Raw genomic sequence first — 18,748 nt, forward strand, 5'->3', positions numbered from 1 at the left:
TTAAATTGGTAAAAACACGTAAACCATCTTGCCTTTGACTCATTTGCTGGTCACTAAGCCAGTAGTTGCCATACGGCATAATTGGGTTAAAGGGTTGGCTGTTCGTGCTTTGACCCTTATCATGTGAATAATCTGAAGGCAGGATTCCGCATTTATGGTAAGGCTTATCGGATATTTCTTCGGGATCGGAACGGTGCTGATGCTCCTCGTGGCAGGTGGCGTCGCCCTTTACGTCGGAAGTCTCACGAAGGATTTGCCAGATTACGAGGTGCTCGCAAAATACGAGCCGCCCGTCATGACGCGTGTTCACGCCTCGGACGGTAGTCTGATGTCGGAATTCGCGCGCGAGCGCCGTCTTTATATTCCCATTCAGGCTGTGCCGAACCGCGTGAAAGCCGCTTTCGTTTCGGCTGAAGACAAGACCTTCTACGAACATCATGGTCTCGATTTTGCGGGTCTCGCCCGTGCCATGATAACGAACGTCAAGAATATGGGCTCGGGTCGCCGCCCGGTTGGCGCATCCACGATCACGCAGCAGGTTGCGAAGAACTTTCTTCTGACGTCCAAGCAGACCTATGATCGCAAGATCAAGGAAGCCATTCTGGCGATGCGCATCGAGCAGGCCTACTCGAAGGACCGCATTCTCGAGCTCTATCTCAACGAAATCTTCTTCGGTCTTGGTTCCTACGGTATTGCCAGCGCGGCTTTGACCTATTTCGACAAATCGGTCGGTGAACTTTCCATCGCAGAGAGCGCTTATCTCGCAGCCCTGCCGAAAGGTCCGAACAACTACCATCCTTTCCGCCAGCCCGAGCGCGCTATCGAGCGCCGCAACTGGGTGATCGACCGGATGAGCGAAAATGGCTACATCACCGCCGAAGAAGCGACGGAAGCCAAGAAGCAGCCACTCGGTGTGAAGGAACGTTCAGACGCCCATTATGTGTTCGCGTCGGAATATTTCACCGAGGAAGTGCGCCGTCAGATCATCCAGAAATACGGTGTCGATGCGCTTTACGAAGGCGGTCTTTCTGTTCGTACCACACTGAACCCGACCTTGCAGGTCGAGGCTCGCAAGTCCTTGCAGGCGGCATTGCTTCGTTATGATGAGGCGCGTGGCTGGCGCGGTCCCATGAAGAATGTCGAGCTTGGCAATGACTGGGGTACGGCCTTCGGTGACATGCAGTCCTACGCGGACGTGCCGGAATGGCAGCTTGCGATCGTCCTCAATGTTTCTGCCGCTGGCGCAGACATCGGTCTGCAGCCGCCGCTTGAGGCATCAGGCTCGCGCAGCAAGGAGCGCAAGCGCGCATTCATCGCTGCTGACGATATGAAGTGGGCCATGCGTGTCGTGAATATCGGTGGCAAACGCACCAGCGCCAAGTCGCCGGAAGGCGTTCTGAAGGCGGGTGACATTGTCTATGTCTCCAAGGAAGGTGATTCCCGTTTCCGTCTCCAGCAGCCGCCGAAGCTTGAAGGTGCGCTCGTTGCCATGGACCCGCATACCGGCCGTGTTCTGGCCATGGTTGGCGGTTTCTCCTATGCGGAATCGGAGTTTAACCGCGCAACACAGGCCTATCGTCAGCCCGGTTCTTCGTTCAAGCCGTTTGTTTATGCTGCGGCCCTCGATAATGGCTATACGCCTGCTTCCGTTGTTCTGGACGGTCCGCTGGAAGTCAATCAGGGTGGTACCCTCGGCGTCTGGGCGCCGAAGAATTATTCCGGCAAGTTCTCCGGCCCTTCGACGTTGCGCTACGGTATCGAACAGTCGCGTAACGTCATGACTGTGCGTCTTGCACAGGACATGGGCATGAAACTTGTAGCCGAATATGCCGAACGCTTCGGTATCTACGACAAGATGCTGCCGGTTCTTTCGATGGCGCTTGGTGCCGGCGAAACGACGGTTCTGCGCATGGTGACCGCATATTCCATCATTGCGAATGGCGGCCAGAGCATAACGCCGTCGATGATCGACCGCATTCAGGATCGCTACGGCAAGACGGTCTTCAAGCACGATGCCCGCCAGTGCGAGGGCTGCAATGCACAGGATTGGGCAAATCAGGATGAGCCGACACTGATCGACAATCGCGATCAGGTACTTGATCCGATGACCGCCTATCAGATCACGTCGATGATGGAAGGCGTCGTTCAGCGCGGTACAGCGCAGATCTTGAAGAGCCTCGACCGTCCGATGGCTGGCAAGACCGGTACGACAAACGACGAAAAGGATGCGTGGTTCGTCGGCTTCACGCCCGATCTCGTAGTCGGCGTCTTCATGGGTTACGATACGCCGACGCCGCTCGGTCGCGGCAATACCGGTGGTGGTCTGGCAGCGCCTGTGTTCAAGTCGTTCATGGAACAGGCTCTGGTCGGGACGCCGAAAGTCGATTTCCGCGTACCTGAAGGCATGACGGTCATCGCTATCAACCGCAAAACCGGCATGCGCGCCAATCAGGGCGATCCGAATGTGATCATGGAAGCGTTCAAACCGGGGACGGGTCCATCGGACAGCTATTCGGTTATCGGCATGGATTCCTTCCGCGAAGGTTCTCCGGTTGCACCACAGTCGCCGCAGGCAACACGTGCGATCAACTCGGGATCTGGCGGACTTTACTGACCGGGAAAGCAGGGCTTTGCCCTTTACACCGCGCCGCGTGCTGACTATGGTCCGCGGCGCTTGGGCTATTCGTCCATGCCCGAAAGTCTGGGCCTCGTAACGACCGGTTCAGCTTCTCAAATAAATAGAATGATAATGAAGGAACGATTTGCCCATGCGCGCGGAAATCGAGACGCTGGTTGACGAAATCCAGCAGGCCATAAGCCTGCTGAGGAGGCATCTTTGACTGGGATCAGGCGATAAAACGTCTCGGCTATCTCAATCAGAGAGCCGAAGATCCCACGCTTTGGAATGATGCCCAGGAAGCCCAAAAGCTGATGCGCGAGCGCCAGCAGCTGGAAGATAGCATCAATGGCATCAACCATCTGAAACAGACGCTGAACGACAGCATCGAACTTATCGCCATGGGCGAAGAAGAGGACGACAAGTCGATCATTCAGGATGCGGAAAACACCATCCGCGAACTGAAGCAAGAGATCGACCGTCGCCAGATCGATATGCTGTTGTCGGGCGAAGCCGACGCGAACGACACCTATGTCGAAGTGCATGCCGGTGCCGGTGGTACGGAAAGCCAGGACTGGGCGTCGATGCTCCTGCGCATGTATACGCGCTGGGCCGAGCGTAACGGCCGCAAGGTCGAAGTGATGGAAGTGCACGAAGGCGAAGAAGCGGGCATCAAGTCCGCGACCATTCTCGTCAAGGGGCACAATTCATACGGCATGATGAAGACCGAATCGGGCGTCCATCGCCTGGTGCGAATTTCCCCCTATGATTCCAACGCCCGCCGTCATACGTCCTTTGCCAGCATCTGGGTTTATCCTGTCATCGATGACAATATCGATGTGCAGGTTACGGAGGCGGATGTTCGCATCGATACCTACCGCGCTTCGGGCGCGGGCGGCCAGCACGTCAACACCACCGATTCGGCAGTGCGTATTACGCATATTGCGACCGGGATCGTGGTGCAGTGTCAGGCGGAGCGCTCACAGCACAAGAACCGCGAAAAGGCATGGTCGATGCTGCGCGCTCGCCTCTATGAAGAGGAACTGAAAAAGCGCGAAGCAGCGACGGATGCGGCGAATGCCACCAAGACCGAAATCGGTTGGGGACACCAGATTCGCTCCTACGTCCTGCAGCCTTATCAGCTCGTCAAGGATCTGCGTACCGGCGTTGAAAGCACCAACCCCCAGGAAGTGCTGGATGGCTCCGTTACGCCGTTCATGGAAGCCGCACTAGCCCACCGTATTCAGGGTGGCGGCGAAATGATCGACGATATCGACTGATCATTCGCAAACATGCGTGCAGAAAACGAAACCCGGCCTTTGGCCGGGTTTTCTCGTTTCAGAGGCTCAGAGCAATGGTTCTATCTGTTTGCCTGCCTTGAGGAAATTGACCGGATTGATCGCCCGACCGTTTTCGCGGACTTCATAGTGCAGATGACTGCCGGTGGAACGTCCGGAACTTCCTGCCTCGCCGACAACCGCTCCGGTGGCAACCTGTTGACCGTCGCGTACCAGAACGCGGCTCAGATGGGCAAAACGGGTTGAGAATCCATTACCATGATCGATTTCGACCATATTGCCATATCCGCCAAAGCGACCTGCCTTTACAACCTTGCCCGCTGCTGTGGACTTTACCGTCTGACCGTATGCCGCGCGAAAGTCGATACCGGAATGGAACGCAGCCGTACCTAGAAATGGATCGCGGCGCACGCCAAACAGGCTGGTAACGGGCTTGCCCGGAGCCGGATTGGCCAAGGGCAGGGCGCTTACACGTTTGCGTACCTGATCAAGCCGATCAAGCGCGCTGTCGAGATTGCGCAATTGCATGTCGAAATCATTGACCACCATACCGGGCGACGAAACCGGGATAAGCGGCCCGCCCATTGCAACAGCCGCATTGGCAGGCGTTTCGATACGCAGCCCGGCGGCGTTCAAAGTATCGAGGATGCTGTCGGCCTTTTCATAGGCGGCGTCAGCCAGCACTCTCACCTTGCCATTCTGCTCGCTTTCGATGCGATGAAGGTTCTGGGTGATCGTGGCCAATATCTTGTCGGAAGTCTCAAGTGTCGATTCACCCGAAAGTCCGCCAGAAAGACGCAGTCCTATGGAGCCGGCATCGGCGCGGCGATCAGGCTTTCCTGCAGGTGCCTTTCCTGGAACGGGACCGGTAATGATCGGGTCGATACCTGGAAACTCGTGTCCTGCCAGCGCTTCATCGGGGATAAGCTGGCTATGCTGCTCCTGATCAGGCACGCCTTCCGTCGGCATTTCCGGCATTGGCTGCAATTGCGAAGCTCGTTCCAGCAGAGGTGCGAGTTTTCCGTCGCGCGCATTCAGCGTTTGCTGGCGCTGCATCAGTTCGGCGACCTTGTTCTCCATCACCTGCTGATCGAGCATTTGACGGCTGGTGATGCGATCAACCTCGGTGCGAAGGGCTGAAATGCGGTCCTCATAGAGCTGCTGGTTGCGGGCATGGCGCGCAATACCGGCGCTCATCAGGTCGTCGCGAAGCACCAGATAGGCAGTTGCTCCCAGATATCCGGCCGAAAGCGCCAGAAAAGCAGCACCTCCAAGAGCGGCCATCCATGGACGAAATGTGAAATGGCTGATCTTTTCGCCGCGCGCAATAATCAGGACAGGCGGTTCCTTGCGCTCTCCGAACACCTTTTTCGTCGATGTTTTTGCCTGCTTCCCAGTCATGCCAGCCGCATGCCCCTTCTCGATTCCCTTGTTTGATTACAACTTATTAGGGTTAACAGACCTTTACATTCGAGGCTTGCGCGGGCCATGCGAGCAGTTTTGTTTTTACTGAAGAGTTTAAGGAAACGACTAGATGGATACTGGTGATAAAGAGCGGTAGAAAGACGGCGTCAGCCCAGCTTCGGCACGTGCCAGTTCATTGAACGGTGGTTTGAGTTCGCCACGGAAATTGGCGCGAACCAGTTCGCGAAATCGCGCTGCCGGATCGATTTTGTTTCGGGCGCAGAAGAAACGAAACCATTTAGCGCCAACAGCGACATGGGTTTTCTCGTCATTGTAGATGACGTCAAGAATTGCTGCAGTCTCATGGTCGCCGGTTTCGATCATCTTCTCAAGCAGAGATGGCGTGACATCGAGCCCGCGTGCCTCGAGTATGAGCGGCACGACAGCGAGACGGGCCTCCAGATCGTTGCGGGTCTGGTGAGCAGACTGCCAAAGCCCATCGTGGGCAGGCATGTCGCCATAGTCTGCGCCAAGCGACTTGAGACGATCACGCAGCAGCGTGAAATGCCGCGCTTCGTCGTCGGCGACTTTCATCCAGCCATCGAAGAAACTGCGCGGTATTGGTTTGGCCGCAAAACGGGCAACGATGTCGAGCGCAAGATCTATGGCGTTCAGTTCGATATGGGCGAGCGCGTGCATCAGCGCAATGCGCCCGTGTTCCGTGTTGAGCGACCGCTTTTTCAACATGCGGGGAGGCACGAGTTCCGGCTTTTCAGGGCGTCCGGGACGCTCAGGCAAAGGCGGATCGAGGGGGCTGCGAACCGACAGCGTGCGACCGAACCAGCGAGCAGCGGTCTCTCGCGTCAGCCTGACCTTTTCGTCGAGATCGCCGGCGGATATGGCGCGGATGGCATTACCGCGCAGTGTCTGTTCGTATGATGGCTTGCTTGTCATCGCTCAAAGCGCGCGTGCGGCGTCCAGAACCGCCTCGGCATGGCCGTCGACTTTGACCTTGTTCCAGACTTGAGCGATGCGTCCTTCTGCATCGATCAGGAATGTCGTGCGTTCCACGCCCATATATTTGCGGCCATACATGCTTTTTTCAACCCACACGCCATAGGCTTCGAGCGCTACACGATCTTCATCGGCAGCAAGGTCGACGGTCAGATCGTGCTTCTTGCGAAATTTTGCATGTTTCGTCGCGCTATCGGGAGAAAGACCGATGACGCGAACGCCGATCTTGTCGAACTCCGGCTTCAACAGCGAGAAAGCAATCGCTTCCTTGGTGCAGCCGGACGTGTCGTCTTTCGGATAGAAGTAGATGACAACCGGCTTGCCTTTGAGAGACGACAGGGAGATTTTGCCATTATCCGAAGGCAGAGTGAAATCGGGTGCCGGATCGCCAACTTGGGGATGAGCCATATCTGCGCCTTTCTTTTATGGATTAGGATGGAAACCACCTGTTACAGTCTGAGCTATCGCATTCAGGCAGGGCTTGTGCAACCATTGATGCTGGCGTCACCGCGATGTCGGTTGAAAGGCGCAAGGCTGCCTATGCATGTATGCGATGCGGACAGGAAGCAATTATAAAACAGATAATTACGATCACTTAATGAAGTAAACTCTGAAGGATCGTATGGAATGGCACTCTTTTTCTGGCTGGGTTGTTGACAGAGAAACCGCAGAAGATCCGCTTCAGCAAGCGGGACATGAAAAGAATCGAGCGTCTCGCCGCTGACGGCGAGGGTGGCTTTTTGCCCGGCCCGGCCCGTCCGAGCCGTTCTTTTTTATCGCGCTGTTCCCATGCGATTTTGTCGATCTGTATCCTTCTGGTTCTCATAGTCGGTGCCGGTTTTGTCATCCTTCGCAGCGGTGTCGATAGCAATCTTCTGCGTGACGAAGCACAGAAAAGCTTGACGCATATTCTCGGTGAAGGTGCGTCCGCCTCCATCGGGAGTGCGGCGCTATCGCTGGATCAGGATAGTCACGTTGCGCTCGAAGCCCGTGACGTATCGATCGCTGATCCGAAGCAGGGCGTCGAAATCAGCGGAATCAAATCTGTGCGCTTGGGGCTGGCGCCGTTGCCGCTTTTGACCGGCAAGGTACGTGTTGCTCAGCTCGAGGTGGATGGCGTTTCCTTTGAAATGCCAGAAACGAAAGGTCCGGGATTCTGGAAGTCCTTGCCTTACGACGAACATGGCATTGTCGATTTCGATGCGGTTTCGGGTGAGCTTTTCGCCGCCATGCGCCGCAGTCTGGAGCTTTTGCGTGCGCAAGACACGCATGTCATAGGCATTTTCAACAGCACCGTTGCATTCAAGGTTGGCGATGAACAGCAGGTTCTGGATATCGAGCAGGCCCGTCTCATCGAAAATGGTGGGAAGATCGACATCGCCGGCAGCGTCATCTGGAAAGGCAAGAAAATTGCACTGGATGGCAAGATCGACCGGCATGCAGGTGACAACAGTCTGGCCGGCTTCGAGCTGAATGTCCGCGATATTCCCGTTGCATTGGGTTCCCCGCCAGAAGTTTCTCCCGTCATAAATGGCAATCGTGTCAATCCGGCCCATTTCGAACTGGAAGCATCGGCACGCTTGTCCTTGACAGGATCGGCTGCCGATGGCGATCAGCCGGAACGTCTTGCAACAGAACTCGCTGTCGACGGCATAGATATGCAGCTCGGCAAGGTTGAAGACGTGCGTGGTGGTATTCGCCTTAATCTTGAACATACGGTAGGAAGCCGCAAGATCGAGATCAAGTCGTCCCGGCTGCAGCTTGGCGGGATGCAGGCACAGTTCAATGGGGCATTTGGTCCGGAACCGGAAGCTGAAAACAATACGGGCGGTCCGACATATCGCTTCGAGGTTCTGACCACTTCGGCGACGAGTATGCCATCGGAATCGACCGATCCGCCGCTATCCTTCGCAACACGGATAGCTGGGCGCTATATGGCCGACCAGCAACGCATCCAGTTTGCCAATCTCGACGTACAGACGGAAACCGGGCAACTCTTTGGCCAGGGAAGCATGGGCTTCGGTGCCGGTTCGCCGGAGATGATCTTCCTGCTGCGCATTCCTCAAATGCCGGTTGCAGACGCCAAGCACCTATGGCCCATCGATGTTGCGGATGGCGCACGTGAATGGGTGCTTAAAAACCTCTTTGGCGGAACTCTCAAAGACAGCCGCATCGATATTTCGCTCGCAGGCGGTCGTTTCAACGGACCCGGTCTGCCACCACCGCTGACTGGTGACGAAATCAAGGCTGATTTCAAGGTTTTTGATACACGCTTTGATGTGGTTGGAGAACTGCCGCCCGTGCGCGACGCCGATGGTGAGATATCGGTTCGTGGCGCCTATACGACCATCAAGCTTTTGAAAGGCGTGGCCTACACGCCAAACAACCGTAAAGTTGATGTGTCTGACGGCACGCTCATCATTCCATGGGGGCCACAACGGCCGGTTATCGCGGAACTGGATCTCGGTGTTTCCGGTGAGGCATCGGCAATCGCTGAAATTGCCGGAAACAAGCCTATCGACGTTTTGAAGAATGTGCCGTTTCTGCCCGGCGACGTGACCGGTGATGTGAAGTCGCGCGTCAAGGTGAACTTTGCCGTTTCCAAGGATCCGCCGCCCGGCACGCTTCGCTGGAACGCTGACATTGGCTTCACCGGTCTCGACATTTCGAAGCCGATAGCCGGATCGTCCGTCAGTGATGCGACAGGCAGTATCAAAGTAGATCAGTCGGCGGCCATTATTACTGCCGATGCAAAACTGGATGGTGTTCCTGCAAAAATCAGCATGGTCGAGCCCGTCAATCGTTCGGGTCCGGTCAAGCGCGAGCAGAAGGTCAAACTGGATATCGACGACAAGACCCGTGATGCAGTCTTTCCCGGTTTGAATTCCATCTTCTCCGGCCCCATGTCTGTTGATCTTGGCATGGATGATGGCGGCAAGCGCCATGTTTCAGCTGATCTCGGCAAGACGCAGATCGATCTGCCATGGCTCGGATGGCGCAAAGGGGCAGGCATACCGGCGAAGGCAACCTTCGATCTGGTCCAGAGCGCGGACGACAAGAGCAAGATGGACATCAATAATCTTGTCTTCTCTGGCGATGCCTTTGGAGCGAAGGGCGATCTTTCCATTGCGAAAGGCGATTTTCAATCGGCGAATTTCAGCGAGATACGCCTGAACCGAAACGATAATCTTGCAGTCAAAGCGACCAAGAGCGGCGGCGGCTATCGGGTTAATGTGCGTGGTTCGCAGTTCGACGCGCGGGCCCTGATCAAGCAGGTTTCCGACCTTGGCGAGAAGGGCAGCGGCGGCGGTAAAAGCAATAATCCGCGGGTGGTCGTGAGCGCTCAGATCGATGCAGTCAGCGGCTTTAACGGTGAAGCTTTAAGCAATGTCGCTGTCTCCTACGAGAGCGCGGGCAGCAAAGTATCGGGCGTATCGGTCAATGCTGTAACGTCGTCTGGCGAATCCTTTGTGGCAACGAACAATGATCAGGGCGATGCGCGCTCCATTTCGCTGCAATCCAATGATGCAGGAGCGGTTCTTCGTTTCTTCGATTTCTACGACAAAATGCGCGGTGGCAAAATCACGGTTGGTCTCGCCGCACAGGGCAACGGCCCGTTGCGTGGTCAGATCGATGCGCGCAATTTTGCGATCATCAACGAACCGCGTCTTGCGAAAATCGTTTCCAGTTCGCCATCGAGCGGCGGCACAAGTCTCAATCAGGCAGTAAAACGGGATATCGACGTTTCGCGCGTTGATATCGAGCGCGGTTTTTCGTTGATTGAGAAGGGCAACGGTTATCTGAACCTGTCCAAGGGTGTCGTTCGCGGTCCGACCGTCGGCACGACCTTCCAGGGAACGCTCTATGACAAGCAGGGCAATATGTCGATCACCGGCACATTCATGCCCGCCTATGGTGTCAATCGGCTGTTCGGCGAGCTACCCATCTTTGGTGCGCTGCTCGGAAATGGTCGCGATCGCGGCTTGATCGGAATCACTTACAAGCTTACTGGCAGCGCCAAGCAGCCGCAGGTGATCGTCAATCCGATCTCCGTCATCGCGCCGGGCATATTCCGCTCAATCTTTGAGTTTTGATAAAAAAAACCGGGCGCGAGGCCCGGCTTTTCTTGGTTCAGTTGTCGCCCGTTTTATGCAGGGCGGATCAGTACATGGCGTTTCTTGCCAAGAGACAGCTTGATAACGCCCTGATCGTTCAGTGCACCAGCATCTACGGTCATGCGAGGATCGCTGACTGGTTCGTCATTGATACGTACGGCGCCACCTTCAACGTGACGGCGGGCTTCGCCATTAGTCGTGCAGAGTTCGGCCAGAACCATCAGCGCCAAAACCCCGATGCCGCTGTTCAGCGTTGCCTTGTGAACGCCGACTGTCGGAAGATTTTCCGACAGTTCGCCATCCTCAAAAGTCTTGCGGGCTGTTTCTGCGGATTCATCGGCCGCATCACGACCATGAAGCATGGCCGTTACTTCCGTCGCGAGGATTTTCTTCGCTTCGTTGATTTCGACGCCTTCGAGCGCTGCCAGCTTGGCGATTTCGTCCAGCGGAAGCGTCGTGTAGAGCTTCAGGAAGCGCTCGACATCGGCGTCCTCCGTGTTGCGCCAGTACTGCCAGAAATCATAGGCGCTCAGCATTTCAGCGTTCAGCCAGATTGCGCCGCCAAGCGATTTGCCCATCTTCTGGCCCGATGCTGTCGTCAGCAGTGGCGAGGTGAGGGCATAAAGCTGCGGGGTTCCCATACGGTGACCGAGATCGATACCGTTGATGATATTGCCCCACTGATCTGAACCGCCCATCTGCAGACGCAGATCGTAGCGTTTGCTCAGTTCCACGAAATCGTAGGCCTGAAGGATCATGTAGTTGAATTCGAGGAATGACAGCGACTGCTCGCGATCGAGGCGCGTCTTCACCGAATCGAACGAAAGCATGCGATTGACCGAGAAATGACGGCCCACATCGCGCAGGAATTCCAGGTAATTGATGTTGCGCAGCCAGTCGGCATTATTGACCATCAGGGCATCGGTGGCGCTGTCACCAAAGGTGAGGTAGTTGGCGAAGACGCGCTTGATGCCGGCAATGTTCTCGGCAATCGTATCTTCGGTCATCAGCTTGCGGGCTTCGTCCTTGAAGGACGGATCGCCGACCATGCCGGTGCCGCCGCCCATCAGCGCAACAGGCTTGTGCCCGGTCTGCTGGAGCCAGTGCAGCATCATGATCTGGATCAGACCGCCCGCATGAAGGCTTGGAGCCGTAGGATCGAAGCCGATATAGGCCGTCACGGTTTCCTTGGCCAACAATTCGTCGAGGCCACTTTCATCGGATATTTGATGAATGAAGCCACGCTCGGAAAGCGTGCGAAGAAAATCGGATTTGAAACCGGACATTCCTTTTCCCTGACTGATAAGGCGAAGTTGAAACTGGTCACAAGCGGCTGCTTGCATCCCTGTGATATGTCCGCCTTTAGCACCAATCAACCGCCAATAACAAGGAAACTCCCGAATTGATGGGTTGCGAACCAGTAATTTGGCTTCATTGCTCGTTGAGCGCATCCCCGAAAAGTGTGAAACGGTTTTCGGATAAGATGCGCGTCAGAAAACAGTTGGAGCGCAGATCTGATTCAATCAGATCGAAACGCGCTCTAGTGTTGTGCCGTGTTCGAAAACAGATTGAGCACAATGACACCGGCAATGATCAATCCCATGCCGAGCACTGCCGCGAGGTCGAGCTTCTGGCCGAACACCAGCCAGCCGATCAGGGCCACGAGCGTGACGCCGATCCCGGACCAGACCGCATAGGCAATCCCGACAGGAATGCTCTTCAAGGTCATGGAAAGAAAATAGAAAGCCAGACCGTAAGCGACGACAACGATCAAGGACGGCCCAAGCCGTGTGAAGCCTTCTGATGCCTTGAGGCTAAGCGTTCCGATGACTTCGGACACTATGGCGATAGCAAGAATGGCATAAACCGGCATGTCACGCTCATGAGATGGATTTGAGAAAACGAATCATTGGATCGCGATGGTAGCATCGCATAAAAAATCCGGCGGGAGACCCGCCGGATGAGACGCTGCAAATCTGGAAAACGACAGCTGAATTTCTTGTAAGCTTAACGCAAGCGCTTCGGACGTGCTTCGACCAGTTCGCCTGCAAGGCGGCGATCCAGATACTCGGCGCAATCCTCGATGAGCTCGTCACCCTGACCGGTGAAGAAGTGGTTCGCCCCCGGAATCGTCGTCTGGGTGATCGTGATACCCTTCTGGGTTTTTAGCTTGTCCACCAGAGCCTGCACATCCTTTGGCGGCGCCACTTTGTCCTGATCGCCATGGATGATGAGACCGGACGAAGGGCAGGGTGCGAGGAAGGCGAAATCATATGTATTCGGCTGCGGCGCAACCGAAATGAAGCCTTCGATTTCCGGACGGCGCATCAGGAGCTGCATGCCGATCCATGAACCGAACGAGTAACCGGCGACCCAGCACGTCTTGGAATCCGGATGCAGCGCCTGCACCCAGTCGAGTGCGCTTGCAGCGTCCGAAAGCTCGCCCGCACCATGATCGAATTCGCCCTGACTGCGGCCAATGCCACGGAAATTGAAGCGCAACGTGGTGAAGCCGCGCTGCTGGAACATGTAGAAGAGGTCGTAGACGATCTTGTTGTTCATCGTTCCGCCGAACTGCGGATGTGGATGAAGGATAAGCGCGATTGGAGCATTCTTTTCTTTGGAAGGCTGATAGCGACCTTCGAGGCGTCCGGCAGGGCCGTTGAAAATGACTTCTGGCATGTGTACTCCGCTCGTAACGGGAAGACCGGACTGGGGCGGCGAAACTTGACGTCGTAGGACGCCGCTTCTAGAACCGGTTGGAAATTTCGACAGACTGAAAGCGAGTTTCAGTTCCTATGGGGGCTTAATAGGCTTTTCTTGATTGAAAATTCAAGAAAATTGCGCTTCCAGAATTTTGTTTAGGAGATAGGTACGGTGAACGGGAGCGGCAAGAGGCTCTATCTGGATTATAATGCCAGTGCTCCGTTGCTTGATGAAGCACGCGAAGCGGTTATCAATGCGCTCGGCATTACCGGCAATCCATCTTCCGTGCATCGTGAAGGCCGCGCCGCGCGTGCGCTCGTCGAAGCGGCGCGCCGCAGCGTTGCAGCGCTCGTCAATGCCAGACCAGACCATGTTTTCTTTACGTCGGGAGCAACGGAAGCCGCGTCGACGCTGCTGACACCCAACTATATGATGGGACGTTCGCCGGTCCGCCTGTCACATCTTTACGTGAGTGATACGGAACACCCTTGCATGCTGTCCGGAGGGCGGTTTGCAGCGCAGGACGTCACCGTTCTACCGGTTGATGGAAATGGCATTGTACAACTCGATGCCCTGAAAACTGCGCTTGCCGGTCACGACAAAAACCAGGGTCTGCCGCTCGTGGCCATACAGGCCGCCAACAATGAGACCGGCATCATCCAGCCGATTGCGGAAATTGCCACTATCGTGAAGGCTGCGGGCGGCATTTATATCGTCGACGCAGTCCAGGCGGCAGGGCGCATTAAGTTAGATATTTCAGATAATTGTGGTGATTATCTCATAATTTCCTCGCACAAGATTGGCGGCCCGAAAGGCGTCGGCGCGATTATCGCTATTTCCAACCTCATGATGCCGCGCGCGCTTGTTCGCGGCGGCGGTCAGGAAAAGGGGCATAGAGCGGGAACGGAAGCTCTGCCGCTGATCGCAGGTTTCGGTGCTGCGGCAGATACTGCTAAGACACGACTGGACGGCGAGGGCTGGTCCCCGGCGATGCGGGACAGGCTGGAGGCCGGGTTGGAGGCGATCGCCCCGGATGCGGTGATCTATGGCAAATCGGTCGGCAGATTGCCGAACACGACCTTCTTTTCCCTTGAGGAGCAAAAGGCGGAAACCGTACAGATAGCTTTTGATCTCGGCGGGATTGCGCTTTCGGCAGGCTCGGCCTGCTCGTCAGGGAAAGTAGGTCCCAGCCATGTGCTGTCGGCCATGGGACATGGAGACAGCCTCGGGGCGATCCGCGTGTCACTCGAACCAACGGCCACACCTGATCAGGTCGATGCGTTTCTCGACGTGTTCCGCAAAATTATCGAGCGTCGCGCCAAGAAGGCGTGATTGTGATTCAAAAATCGAGGCCGAGCTTCTGCTTTGCAGCGGCGATATAGCTCTCGTAGCGCGTTTTAAATTCTTCCCGCTTGGCGATATCGGCGGCGATATCGTCGGAAGCGCTGGCATTTGAAATGTTGAACTTGTCGTGGGCGTCCTGAAAAAACTTCAGCTGATTGATGGTGCGGCCTTCGTCGTTCACCTGTTGTTCGAGAAACTTTACATAGTCCTGCAGATTTTGGGTGTTCATTATGGTCTCCCTTTCCTTTGGCTATCTATGTTCCTACATGCACAAGGCAAGGGCGGGCATGATTCTGATAGGCTGCCCGGAAATTCCAATTCTTCAAAGAAAATCAAGGCGTCAAAGCCGGGATGTGTCGTCTGCGATCGCCGTTTCATCGGACTGTTTCATTAAGTTGATCGTTTTAATCGGCATTTTTAGGGGCAAATTTGAACCCGGTGCTTGAAATTCAGTTTAGAGAGGTTTTAAAGAAGGGCCACGCACACTATATTGAGGCGGTATTGTTCAAGACATATCACCTTGACGTTTGCAACTGTCGGGCCTTGACCCCGACGAGGATGGAGAACGCCAATGCCTGCAGTGCAGGAGACCATTGATCAGGTCCGCGGCCTTGACGTGGACCAGTACAAGTATGGCTTCGAGACGACGATCGAAGCCGAGAAGGCCCCCAAGGGCCTGAACGAAGATATCATTCGCTTCATTTCCGCCAAGAAGAACGAGCCGGAATGGATGCTGGAATGGCGTCTGAAGGCCTATGAACGCTGGCTCACCATGGAAGAGCCGACATGGGCTCGCGTCGATTATCCGAAGATCGATTTCCAGGACGCATATTATTATGCGGCGCCGAAAAACCAGTCCGGCCCGAAGTCGCTCGATGAAGTTGATCCGGAGCTGTTGAAGACCTACGAAAAGCTTGGCATTCCGCTGCGCGAGCAGGAAATCCTTGCTGGCGTTCGCAAGCAGGGCGAGCCGAGCGAAATCGATGGCAATCCTTCCGACAATGTCTATGCGTCCGGCCGCGTTGCTGTTGATGCCGTGTTCGACAGTGTGTCGGTGGTTACGACCTTCAAGGAAGAACTCGCCAAAGCTGGCGTAATCTTCTGTTCGATTTCGGAAGCGATCCGCGAACATCCCGAACTGGTGCAGAAGTATCTGGCTTCTGTGGTTCCTGTTTCGGACAACTATTACGCGACGCTGAATTCGGCTGTCTTCACGGATGGTTCGTTTGTTTACGTTCCGAAGGGCGTTCGCTGCCCGATGGAACTTTCGACCTATTTCCGCATCAACGAGAAGAACACCGGCCAGTTCGAACGTACGCTCATCATCGCTGATGAAGGCGCGTATGTTTCCTATCTGGAAGGTTGCACCGCACCGCAGCGCGATGAAAATCAGCTGCACGCGGCTGTCGTTGAGCTGATTGCGATGGAAAACGCCGAAATCAAATATTCGACGGTCCAGAACTGGTTCCCTGGCGACAAGGACGGCAAGGGCGGCATCTACAACTTCGTTACGAAGCGTGGCGATTGCCGTGGCGATAACTCCAAGATTTCGTGGACGCAGGTTGAAACCGGCTCTGCGATCACGTGGAAATACCCGTCCTGCATTCTGCGTGGCGATAATTCGCGCGGCGAGTTCTATTCAATCGCTGTTTCGAATGGCCATCAGCAGATCGACTCGGGCACCAAGATGCTGCACCTCGGCAAAAATACGTCGAGCCGCATCATTTCGAAGGGTATTTCGGCCGGTAAGTCGAACAACACCTATCGCGGACAGGTTTCTGCCCATCGCAAGGCCGAAAATGCCCGTAACTTTACCCAGTGCGACTCGCTCCTGATCGGTAACGATTGTGGCGCGCATACGGTGCCGTATATCGAGGCGAAAAACGCCACGGCGCAGTTCGAACACGAGGCAACCACCTCCAAGATTTCGGAAGACCAGCTGTTCTATGTGATGCAGCGCGGCATTCCGGAAGAGGAGGCAATCGCTCTCATCGTCAATGGCTTCGTGAAGGAAGTCATTCAGGAACTGCCGATGGAATTCGCCGTCGAAGCCCAGAAGCTTATCGGCATCTCGCTTGAAGGTAGTGTCGGTTAACCGATCGCCTCTTTCCCAGTGATTTTTCTGGCCAGCCTTTTCCTGGCATTAGAACAAGGTTTACATTCATGCTTGAGATCAAGAACCTCCATGCAAAGATCGCCGACACGGATACCGAGATCATCCGTGGCCTGAACCTCACCGTGAACAAGGGTGAAGTTGCTGCGATCATGGGTCCGAACGGTTCGGGCAAGTCCACGCTTTCCTATATCCTCGCCGGTCGCGAAGACTATGAAGTGACGGAAGGCGACATTCTCTACAACGGCGAGTCGATCCTCGAACTCGACCCGGCTGAACGCGCCGCCAAGGGCATCTTCCTCGCATTCCAGTATCCGATGGAAATTCCGGGCGTTGCCACGATGGAGTTCCTGAAGGTTGCGATGAACAGCCAGCGCAAGGCGCGTGGCGAGCCGGAACTGAAGATCCCGGAATTCATCAAGCGCGTGAAGGACGCTGCTGGCAAGCTCAGCATCGACATGGACATGCTGAAGCGTCCGCTGAATGTCGGCTTTTCTGGCGGTGAGAAGAAGCGTGCTGAAATTCTTCAGATGCAACTTCTGGAGCCGAGCCTCTGCGTCCTCGACGAAACCGACTCCGGCCTCGACATCGACGCGCTGAAGATCGTTTCGGAAGGCGTGAATGCCCTGCGTTCGCCGGACCGCGCCGTGATCGTCATCACGCACTACCAGCGTCTGCTCGAACACATCGTTCCGGATAGCGTGCACGTGCTTTACAAGGGCCAGGTCATCAAGTCCGGTGACAAGAACCTTGCGCTGCACCTTGAAGAAAATGGTTATGCCGACGTAATCGGCGAAGCTGCCTGAGGAGGGATGGATCATGAATATCCAGACCGCCCCGGCTACCAAGCCGCGAACGCCCGCTGAAAGCGCGCTGATCGACAGTTTTGCCGACCGCATGGGCGACCTGCCGGGTAATGGCGATGTTGTCGTTGCACGTGATGCGGCGCTTGAAACGCTCAAGGAGAACGGCATTCCGTCCCGCCGCGTCGAAAGCTGGCATTACACGGATTTCCGTACGCTTCTCAAGGGTGTGGCGCCATTCGATGCCGCTGCCGGAACACAGGCATTGCCTGCGCTCATCGCCGGTTCGTCCATCGCTGCCACAAGCAATGGCGTGGCTCTTGCCGCGAAAGTGCCTGAAGGTGTGTCGCTGACCCCGGTTCGCGAGGCGTTGGCCGACGGCTCGCTCGTCACCCAGCTTCGGTCGCGCGGCTTCGACGATACGATCGGCCAGATCAACGCTGCCTATGTCAGCGATGGCTGGATGGTTTCCATCGCCGATGACACCGAACTGGAAGCGCCATTGGAGCTTCAGAACATCCAGAAGGCCGGACAGGGACACACTCGTTTTCCTGTCCGCATTGGTGCAAATGTCAAGGGCACCATCGTGGAACGCCAGAATGGCGGCGAAGGCGATGCCTTCTCCACCTCTGTCAACCATGTGACCGTTGGCGACGGCGCTGAAATCCTTTGGATCATCCTGCGTGATTTCGGTCAGGCAACGCAGCTTTCGCAGTTCAATGCGACGATTGGCAAGGGCTCCAAGCTCACGCTCTATATCGTCAATGCGGGCGGCAAGCTGGTTCGTCAGGAAGTGCACGTCAATGTGACGGGTGAGGATTCCGACTTCGAGCTTCGCGGTCTCAATCTTCTGGCTGACGACACGCACACCGATGTCACCATGACGGTCGGCCATCTGGTGGAAAACACGCGTTCGACCCAGATCATTCGCAACGTGGTCAAGGACCGTGCGCGTGGCGTTTTCCAGGGTATGATCCGCGTTGCGCAGATCGCCCAGAAGACCGATGCCCGCATGGCGTGCAATACGCTGCTGCTTTCGGATGATGGCGAGTTCGATGCCAAGCCTGAACTCGAAATCTTTGCCGATGACGTGGCGTGTGGCCATGGTGCGACGGTTGCCGAATTGTCGAGGGACTATCTGTTTTATCTGATGGCACGCGGCATACCCGAAAACGAGGCACGTGGCCTGCTGATCAAGGCGTTCATCGCCGAGATTATCGAAGAGCTGGAAGACGAAACGCTGGTTGAGGCACTGGAAGAAGTGCTGTCCAACTGGCTCGCCACCCACGCCTGATTGATTGAGGCAGAGTGTGCAGGTGCACGCTCTGCCTTTT

At 55.8% G+C, this 18,748-nt stretch carries 14 protein-coding genes; 7 read left to right on the plus strand and 7 right to left on the minus strand.

Translation table 11 applies throughout. The features are described 5' to 3' along the window. Nucleotides 1-154 precede the first annotated feature (154 nt). Nucleotides 155-2,614: a penicillin-binding protein 1A gene (locus CES86_RS03320; protein WP_010661272.1), complete on the plus strand. Its 2,460-nt coding sequence runs from the start codon at nt 155-157 to the stop codon at nt 2,612-2,614. 154 nt (nt 2,615-2,768) lie between these two features. Next, a protein-coding gene (gene prfB, locus CES86_RS03325) for a peptide chain release factor 2 (protein WP_105529024.1) occupies nt 2,769-3,897 on the plus strand; the annotation gives its coding sequence in 2 pieces (ribosomal slippage) (nt 2,769-2,837 and nt 2,839-3,897; 1,128 coding nt in all). Between the two features lie 66 nt (nt 3,898-3,963). Here the strand turns inward: prfB and CES86_RS03330 are convergent. From CES86_RS03330 to bcp, 3 genes are all read right to left on the minus strand, one after another. After that, complete coding sequence (locus CES86_RS03330; RefSeq protein WP_094513714.1) at nt 3,964-5,316, minus strand: M23 family metallopeptidase; 1,353 nt, start codon at nt 5,314-5,316, stop codon at nt 3,964-3,966. A 129-nt stretch (nt 5,317-5,445) separates the two neighbouring features. Beyond that, nucleotides 5,446-6,273, minus strand: a complete 828-nt coding sequence (locus tag CES86_RS03335) for a ferritin-like domain-containing protein (RefSeq protein ID WP_012092139.1) — start codon at nt 6,271-6,273, stop codon at nt 5,446-5,448. A 3-nt stretch (nt 6,274-6,276) separates the two neighbouring features. Further along, nucleotides 6,277-6,741, minus strand: a complete 465-nt coding sequence (bcp, locus tag CES86_RS03340) for a thioredoxin-dependent thiol peroxidase (protein ID WP_094513716.1) — start codon at nt 6,739-6,741, stop codon at nt 6,277-6,279. Between the two features lie 287 nt (nt 6,742-7,028). On the opposite strand from bcp, the gene CES86_RS03345 reads away from it, so the two are divergent. Next, entirely contained in the window at nt 7,029-10,427 is a 3,399-nt protein-coding gene (locus CES86_RS03345) for an AsmA family protein (protein ID WP_094513750.1), read from the plus strand. A 53-nt stretch (nt 10,428-10,480) separates the two neighbouring features. On the opposite strand, the gene tyrS is transcribed toward CES86_RS03345, so the two are convergent. The 3 genes from tyrS to CES86_RS03360 form a co-directional block, all read right to left on the minus strand. Then, entirely contained in the window at nt 10,481-11,734 is a 1,254-nt protein-coding gene (gene tyrS / locus CES86_RS03350) for a tyrosine--tRNA ligase (protein WP_012092136.1), read from the minus strand. A gap of 254 nt (nt 11,735-11,988) precedes the next feature. Continuing rightward, nucleotides 11,989-12,321 (minus strand): DMT family transporter, encoded by a 333-nt coding sequence (locus tag CES86_RS03355; protein WP_010661279.1) that lies wholly within the window; start codon nt 12,319-12,321, stop codon nt 11,989-11,991. 134 nt (nt 12,322-12,455) lie between these two features. Further along, complete coding sequence (locus CES86_RS03360) at nt 12,456-13,130, minus strand: alpha/beta hydrolase (protein WP_010661280.1); 675 nt, start codon at nt 13,128-13,130, stop codon at nt 12,456-12,458. 195 nt (nt 13,131-13,325) lie between these two features. Between CES86_RS03360 and CES86_RS03365 the strand changes: the two genes are divergently transcribed. Continuing rightward, nucleotides 13,326-14,486, plus strand: coding sequence for a cysteine desulfurase family protein (locus CES86_RS03365; RefSeq protein ID WP_094513717.1), 1,161 nt, complete (start codon nt 13,326-13,328; stop codon nt 14,484-14,486). A gap of 7 nt (nt 14,487-14,493) precedes the next feature. Here the strand turns inward: CES86_RS03365 and CES86_RS03370 are convergent, their stop codons facing one another. Further along, on the minus strand, nt 14,494-14,727 hold the full coding sequence (locus tag CES86_RS03370; RefSeq protein WP_012092134.1) for a hypothetical protein: 234 nt from the start codon (nt 14,725-14,727) through the stop codon (nt 14,494-14,496). Between the two features lie 342 nt (nt 14,728-15,069). On the opposite strand from CES86_RS03370, the gene sufB reads away from it, so the two are divergent. The 3 genes from sufB to sufD all read left to right on the plus strand — a co-directional run bounded on the left by sufB (nt 15,070) and on the right by sufD (nt 18,708). Further along, entirely contained in the window at nt 15,070-16,593 is a 1,524-nt protein-coding gene (gene sufB, locus CES86_RS03375) for a Fe-S cluster assembly protein SufB (protein WP_012092133.1), read from the plus strand. A gap of 68 nt (nt 16,594-16,661) precedes the next feature. Beyond that, complete coding sequence (gene sufC / locus CES86_RS03380) at nt 16,662-17,417, plus strand: Fe-S cluster assembly ATPase SufC (protein ID WP_012092132.1); 756 nt, start codon at nt 16,662-16,664, stop codon at nt 17,415-17,417. A gap of 13 nt (nt 17,418-17,430) precedes the next feature. Further along, nucleotides 17,431-18,708, plus strand: a complete 1,278-nt coding sequence (gene sufD, locus CES86_RS03385) for a Fe-S cluster assembly protein SufD (RefSeq protein ID WP_094513718.1) — start codon at nt 17,431-17,433, stop codon at nt 18,706-18,708. The last annotated feature ends 40 nt before the right edge of the window (nt 18,709-18,748 follow it).

Source organism: Brucella lupini (assembly GCF_002252535.1).
GTDB lineage: Bacteria > Pseudomonadota > Alphaproteobacteria > Rhizobiales > Rhizobiaceae > Brucella > Brucella anthropi.